The organism is Streptomyces sp. NRRL B-24572 (genome assembly GCF_002156145.1).
GTDB classification, from domain to species: domain Bacteria; phylum Actinomycetota; class Actinomycetes; order Streptomycetales; family Streptomycetaceae; genus Streptomyces; species Streptomyces vietnamensis.
In genome coordinates this window covers 1-6724 of sequence record NZ_MWIG01000141.1, presented here as the reverse complement: position 1 = coordinate 6724, position 6724 = coordinate 1, and the positions used below count along the sequence as shown (strand labels likewise).

Below are 6724 nucleotides of genomic sequence, written 5' to 3'. Positions count from 1 at the left end.
GGCGGGGTCAGCCGGTCGGGGTCGTGGCCGGGGTCTGGTCCGGGGTGGTCGGGGTCGCGCCCCGCCCCGGACCGCCCGTCGGGGCCCGGCCCGGAAGGAACAGCGCCACCACCACCGCGCCCGCCACGCCGATCACCGCCGAGGCCAGAGCCGTGACGTGCATCGCGTCCAGGAAGGCCGTGTACGCGGGGGCGACCAGGTCCTTGCCCGCCGGGCCGAGCCTCGCGGCGACCGCGAGCGTCGCCTCGACGGACTCGCCCGCCGTGTCGCGCAGGGCCGCCGGGACGGCACCGAGGTGTCCCTCGATCTCGCCCCGGTACGTGGAGGAGAGCACCGAGCCGAGGACGGCCACGCCCAGCGCGCCGCCGACCTGCCGGAAGGTGTTGTTGATGGCGGAGCCGGAGCCCGCCTTCTCGCGGGGCAGCGCCTGCATGATCGAGACCGTGACCGGCGGCATGATGTGCGCCATGCCCGCGCCCTGGAGGAAGAAGACGACCTCCAGGACCCAGACGGGGGTGTCGGCCTCGAAGAAGGCGAAGGCGGCCAGACCGAGGGCGACGAGGAGCATGCCGGCGGTGCAGACCGCCCGCGCCCCGAAGCGCTCGACGACGAGCCGGGCCCGGGGCGCGAAGACCATCTGCGCGACGGCCAGCGGCAGGATGAGCAGCCCGGACTGCAGCGCGCTGTAGCCGCGGACGCTCTGCAGGTAGAAGGCGGAGAAGAAGGTGACGCCCATGAGGGCGAAGAAGACGAGGGCGATCGCGGCGACGGCCGCCGAGAACGCGGGCTTCTTGAAGTACGACATGTCGATGGCCGGGTGGTCGCTGCGCCGCTCGTGGAGGACGAAGACGACGAGGACCGCGAGGCCGCCGAGGACGGGCGCGAGGACGGTGACGTCGGTGAAGCTCGCCAGTTCGCCGCCGCGGATGATCCCGTACACGAGGAGGACGAGTCCGACGACGGAGAGCAGCACGCCGGGTATGTCGACGCGGCCGGGGTTCGGGTCGCGGGAGTCGGGGACGAGCCACAGCATCAGGGCGAGGGCGAGGAGCACCACGGGCACGTTGACGAGGAAGATCGATCCCCACCAGAAGTGTTCGAGGAGGATGCCGCCGGTGATGGGGCCGATGGCGATGGCGAGGCCGACGCTGCCGGCCCAGATGCCGATGGCCTTGGGCTGCTCGTCGCGCTCGAAGACGTTCATGAGGACGGCGAGCGTCGCGGGCATGACGAAGGCGGCGCCGAGGCCCATGACGGCCCGGTAGGCGATGAGTTCGCCCGGGGAGCCGGAGAGGGCGGCGAGGGCGGAGCCGATGCCGAAGACGGTGATGCCGAAGAGCAGGACCTTCTTGCGGCCGAGGCGGTCGCCGAGGAGGCCGGAGGTGAAGAGGAGTCCGGCGAAGACGAGCGTGTAGGAGTTGATGGACCACTCCAGCTCGCTCTGGGTGGCTCCGATGCCGGTGGGCGCGGGGGCCGCGATCGTCTTGACGGCGACGTTCAGGATCGAGTTGTCGAGGACGACGATGAGCAGGCTGAGCATGAGGACGCCGAGGACGGCCCAGCGACGCCGGTGGACGGCCTCGGGGACGCGGGGCCCGGCGGGCCTGGCGGGTGCGGTGGACGGCTGTGACATGCCCACCACCCTAGGACCATTTCGATACGAGACCGTCTCGTATCGAAAATCAAGGAGAAGTCTTTACGTTGCGGCGGTGTGAACAGCGCCACTCCGGCCCACTTCCCCGCCCGCCCGGCGAAGTGCCACCATGGACATGGTCCGGGGACGCCACAGGGCGCCTCGAGATGACAAGAGGAGCCGTTCACCATGACGCTTCAGGCTGCCCAGAAAAAGCCCACCGACAGCAGCAAGGCGCTGTACGGAGGGAAGGGCACGCGCCGCATCACCGTCCACGACATCGCCGCCGCCAAGGTCCGCGGCGAGAAGTGGCCCATGCTCACCGCCTACGACGCGATGACCGCCTCCGTCTTCGACGAGGCCGGCATCCCGGTGATCCTCGTCGGCGACTCGATGGGCAACTGTCACCTCGGCTACGACACCACCGTGCCCGTCACGATGGACGAGATGACCCTGCTCTCCGCCGCCGTCGTCCGGGGCACCAAGCGCGCCCTCGTCGTCGGCGACCTGCCGTTCGGCTCGTACCAGGAGGGGCCCGTCCAGGCCCTGCGCAACGCCACCCGGCTCGTCAAGGACGCGGGCGTCGGCGCGATCAAGCTGGAGGGCGGCGAGCGCTCGCTGCCGCAGACCGAGCTGCTCGTCCAGGCCGGCATCCCCGTCATGTCCCACCTGGGCCTGACCCCGCAGTCCGTCAACACCATGGGCTACCGGGTCCAGGGCCGTACCGACGAGGCCGCCCACCGGCTGCTCAGCGACGCCAAGGCGGCGCAGGACGCGGGCGCCTTCGCCGTCGTCCTGGAGCTCGTCCCGGCCGAGCTGGCCGCCGAGGTCACCCGCTCCCTGCACATCCCGACCATCGGCATCGGTGCCGGCGCCGGCACCGACGCGCAGGTCCTCGTCTGGACCGACATGGCCGGCCTGACCGGCGGCAAGGTGCCGCGCTTCACCAAGCAGTACGCCAACCTCCGCGAGACGCTCGGCGACGCCGCCCGCGCCTTCGCCGAGGACGTCAGCGGCGGGGCGTTCCCCGCCGAGGAGCACACCTTCCACTGAGTCCGGTAGGACACGCAGAGCCACTGCGGCACCTCCGACAGCCCGCCGACATCCCCCATCGGCGGGCTGTCGGTCGTCTGTCGGAGGCTTGTCGGTGGCGCCCTGTTCCATGGTGGACATGACGCGATCACACACCAACGCCGTCGAGGTCCGGGGCCTCGTGAAGCACTTCGGCGCCACCAAGGCCCTCGACGGGGTCGACCTGGACGTCCCGGAGGGCACCGTCCTCGGGGTCCTCGGGCCCAACGGCGCCGGGAAGACCACCCTCGTCCGCTGCCTGTCCACCCTCCTCGTCCCGGACGCCGGGACCGCCACCGTCGCCGGCTACGACGTGGTGAAGCACCCCCGCCAGCTGCGCCGCACCATCGGCCTCACCGGCCAGTACGCCTCGGTCGACGAGAAGCTGTCCGGCTGGGAGAACCTGTACATGATCGGGCGGCTGCTCGACCTCTCCCGCAAGGACTCCCGCGCCCGCGCCGACGAGATGCTGGAGCGCTTCTCCCTCACCGAGGCCGCCAAGCGCCCGGCGATGAACTACTCCGGCGGCATGCGGCGCCGCCTCGACCTCGCCGCCTCGATGATCGGGCAGCCCGCCGTCCTCTACCTGGACGAGCCGACCACCGGCCTCGACCCCCGCACCCGCAACGAGGTGTGGGACGAGGTGCAGCGGATGGTCTCCGAGGGCGCGACCGTCCTCCTCACCACCCAGTACATGGAGGAGGCGGAGCAGCTCGCCAACGAGCTGACCGTCATCGACCGGGGCAAGGTCATCGCCAGCGGCGGCGTCGACGAGCTCAAGGCGAAGGTCGGCGGCCGGACCCTGGCGGTCCGCCCCGTGGACCCGGGCCGGCTGCCCGCCATGGCCGCCGCGCTCCGCGAGACCGGCCTCGACGGGGTCGCCGGCTCGACCGTCGTCCCCGACGAGGGCGTGCTGTACGTGCCGATCCTCACCGACGAGCAGCTGACGGCCGTCGTGGGCCTGCTCGGCGCGCGCGGCTTCGGCATCGCCCACATCGGCACCCATCTGCCCAGCCTGGACGAGGTGTTCCTCGCGATCACCGGCCAGAAGACCGCCGACGCCGAGCTTTCCGACGCGATCAACGAGGAGGTCGCCGCGTGAGCACGACCACTGTCACCAAGTCCCCCGCGCAGACCGGCGGTTCCCGCCCGGCCGCCGCGCGCACCGCGCCCGCCGCGGAGGGCCGGATCGGCCTGCGGGCCAACCTGCGCCACATCGGCGCCCTGGCCCGGCGCAACGCCCTGCAGATCAAGCAGGACCCGGAGTCGATGTTCGACGCCGTCCTGATGCCGATCATCTTCATCCTGCTGTTCGTGTACGTCTTCGGCGGCGCGATCGCCGGCAAGGGCAACAACGACGTCTACGTGAACTACGTGACGCCCGGCCTGATGGCCATGATGGGCATGAACATCGCGATGGGCGTCGGCACCGGCATCAACGACGACTTCAAGAAGGGCGTCATGGACCGGTTCCGGACCATGCCGATCGCCCGGTCCTCGGTCCTCATCGCGAAGATCGTCGTCGAGGTGGGCCGGATGCTCATCGCCACCGCGATCCTGCTCGGCATGGGCTTCCTGCTCGGCCTGACGATCCACACCTCGGTCCTGCACCTGTTCGCCGCCATCGGTCTGTCGATGGTCTTCGGCGCCGCCCTGATGTGGATCTTCATCCTGCTCGGCCTCACCATGAAGACGGCCCAGGCCGTCCAGGGCATGGCCATGCTCGTCCTGATGCCGCTCCAGTTCGGTTCCTCGATCTTCGCCCCGCCGACGACGATGCCGGGCTGGCTGCAGACCTTCACCGACTACAACCCGCTGTCCAACCTGGCCGACGCCGCCCGCCACCTCATCAACGGCGGCCCGGTCGCCCACTCGGTGTGGATGACCCTCGGCTGGGCGGCGGTGATCACCGTCGTGACGGCACCGCTCGCGGTCGCCAAGTTCCGCAAGAAGACCTGAGTCCCGACCGGGGGATCATGACTCGGCGCGCTCACTGATCGCGTCGGCGGCGCGACCGAGCAGGGCGGCGGCCTCCTCGAAGGAGAGGCCGCCGCCCTCCGCGTATGCGGCCTCGAACTCCCCGTCCGCGAGGGCGGACCGGGCCAGTTCCGTCGCCCGCGCCCGGTTCTCCTGCTCCATGGGCGGCGGCAGATGACCGGGCGGCAGCAGCCCCTCGTACGCGCCGAGCAGGACGGCGGCCGTACGGGCCGGAGAACCGCCGAGCCCGGCGAGCGCCCAGGCGGCGGTGATCAGGTGGATCGCCGGCATCTGCGGGGCGACCATCAGCGACAGACCGCCCAGGGCGCGCCCGTACGCCCGTCGGGACAGCTCGAACGCCTCGTCGTACCGGCCTTCGAGGTCGTACACCCAGGCCAGGCTGCCGAGCGCGAAGCCCTCGAAGATGGAGAAGGTCTCGGCGCTGAACAGCTTCTGGGCGCTGAACTCGTCGAGCAGCCGCTCCAGGTGCATCCGGGCCTCGGCCGTCCGGCCGGTCCGGCCGAGCAGCAGCCCCAGGAAGATCCGCCCGGCCAGCATCGGCTCGTGGCCGCGCCCGTGCTCGCCCTCCACCACCTCGCGCAGGATCCGCTCCGCCTCCTCGCCGCGGCCGGTCTCGATCAGCATGTCGGCGTAGCGGGCGCGCAGCAGGGCCATCTGGGACTGGGCGCGGATCCGCTCCGCGTACGTGATGGCGTCGGCGAAGTCCTGGGCGGCGCCCTCGAACTCGAGCCGCCGCTCACGGGCCTCGGCGCGCGAGGCCAGCGCCTCGGCCGCGCCCCAGGAGTCGCCGAGGCGTACGAAGATCTCCAGGCTCTCCTCGGCGTCGGCGGCGGCCCGCTCGGCCAGGTCGGCGCGGTTGGCGAGCATGTTGGCGCGCAGCTGGAGGGCGTTGGCGAGCTCCCACTCGCCGCCGTGGCGGCGGCAGGCGGCGACGTGCGCCTCCAGGGCCTCGCCCATGCGGCCCGGCTCGCCGATGAGGAGGACGGCGAAGACCGTGAAGGAGCCGGGCAGTCGGCAGGTCTGCGGGAGTCCCGGCGGATAGACCTCGTTGATCCGCCGCAGCTGGGTGAGTCCGGCGGGGGAGGTCCAGTGGCCCGTCTCGTAGTCCATGTTGAGCAGCTCGACCAGCCGCACCCCGCGCCGGGCCTCCCACCGCTGCTCCTCGGAGAGCGGCGGGGGCGTGGCGGTGCACGGCTCGTGCAGCGGTACGACGGGGGCGGCGGGCGTCCCGAACGGGTCGGGCCCCATCGCGGCGACGGCCTCCGCCCAGTGCAGGGCGTCGCCGCGCAGGTCGCGCATCTGCCAGTACCAGAGCAGGGAGTGGACGAGGACCAGCGCCTCGTCCTCCTCCCGGGCGTCGACGGCCCGGCGCAGGGCGGCGCGGATGTTCCCGTACTCGGTGCCGAACCGGGCGATGGCCTCGACCTGCCGGGGGCCTCGCAGCTCGGGGTCGGTACGGCGGGCGAGTTCGCGGTAGTACGTGAGGTGCCGGCGCTCGGTGGCGGCCCGCTCCCCCGCCTCGTCGAGCCGCTCCCCCGCGTACTCGGCGACGGTCTCCAGGAGCCGGAACCGCATGCCGGCCTCCCCGGGCACGGCGACGACGAGCGATTTGTCGACGAGGGCGCCCAGGAGGTCGAGGACGGGCTGGTCGTCGGCGGGGCGGGTACGGGCCGCCCCGGCGGCCCGTGGCTCACCGCCGGGCGTCCCGCCCGCTCCCGGCTCGTCTGCGGGAGCCCCGTCGGTGCCCGTCTCCCCGGCGCCCTGCGCTCCGGCGCAGACCGCCTCCGCGGCGTCCAGGTCGCAGCCGCCCGTGAAGACGGCGAGGCGGCGCAGCACGGCCCGCTCGGCCTCGTCGAGGAGGTCCCAGGACCAGTCGACGACCGCCCGCAGGGTCTGCTGCCGGGGCAGCACCGTCCGTGCGCCGGACGTCAGGAGCCGGAAGCGGTCGTCGAGCCGGTCGGCGATCTGGCGCAGGGTCAGCATCCGCAGCCGGGCCGCCGCCAGTTCGATCGCCAGCGGCAG

The 6724-nt window shown here is 72.3% G+C and carries 4 protein-coding genes and 1 pseudogene; 3 read left to right on the top strand and 2 right to left on the bottom strand.

Annotated features, from left to right (window positions below; all coding sequences use genetic code 11):
* Nucleotides 1–7 precede the first annotated feature (7 nt).
* The gene (locus CCN56_RS09175; RefSeq protein WP_086825363.1) at nucleotides 8–1633 is read right to left on the bottom strand and encodes an MFS transporter; all 1626 of its coding nucleotides are present in this window, start codon (nucleotides 1631–1633) and stop codon (nucleotides 8–10) included.
* A 189-nt stretch (nucleotides 1634–1822) separates the two neighbouring features.
* Between CCN56_RS09175 and panB the strand changes: the two genes are divergently transcribed.
* The 3 genes from panB (at nucleotide 1823) to CCN56_RS09160 (ending at nucleotide 4663) form a co-directional block, all read left to right on the top strand.
* Nucleotides 1823–2686, top strand: a complete 864-nt coding sequence (gene panB, locus CCN56_RS09170) for a 3-methyl-2-oxobutanoate hydroxymethyltransferase (protein WP_086825361.1) — start codon at nucleotides 1823–1825, stop codon at nucleotides 2684–2686.
* Nucleotides 2687–2795: 109 nt separating this feature from the next.
* A complete protein-coding gene (locus CCN56_RS09165) occupies nucleotides 2796–3806 on the top strand; it encodes an ATP-binding cassette domain-containing protein (RefSeq protein ID WP_179199761.1) in 1011 nt (336 codons plus the stop codon).
* On the top strand, nucleotides 3803–4663 hold the full coding sequence (locus tag CCN56_RS09160) for an ABC transporter permease (RefSeq protein ID WP_086825359.1): 861 nt from the start codon (nucleotides 3803–3805) through the stop codon (nucleotides 4661–4663). Before CCN56_RS09165 ends, CCN56_RS09160 begins: the two co-directional genes overlap by 4 nt.
* 15 nt (nucleotides 4664–4678) lie before the next feature.
* On the opposite strand, the pseudogene CCN56_RS09155 reads toward CCN56_RS09160, so the two are convergent.
* Nucleotides 4679–6724, bottom strand: a pseudogene (locus CCN56_RS09155) (tetratricopeptide repeat protein); the annotation flags it as partial.

Bases quoted from the DNA above. Each gene is read 5' to 3' on its own strand.
- CCN56_RS09175 (WP_086825363.1), bottom strand. From the start codon at position 1,633: ATGTCACAGCCGTCCACCGCACCCGCCAGGCCCGCCGGGCCCCGCGTC.
- panB (WP_086825361.1), top strand. From the start codon at position 1,823: ATGACGCTTCAGGCTGCCCAGAAAAAGCCCACCGACAGCAGCAAGGCG.
- CCN56_RS09165 (WP_179199761.1), top strand. From the start codon at position 2,796: ATGGTGGACATGACGCGATCACACACCAACGCCGTCGAGGTCCGGGGC.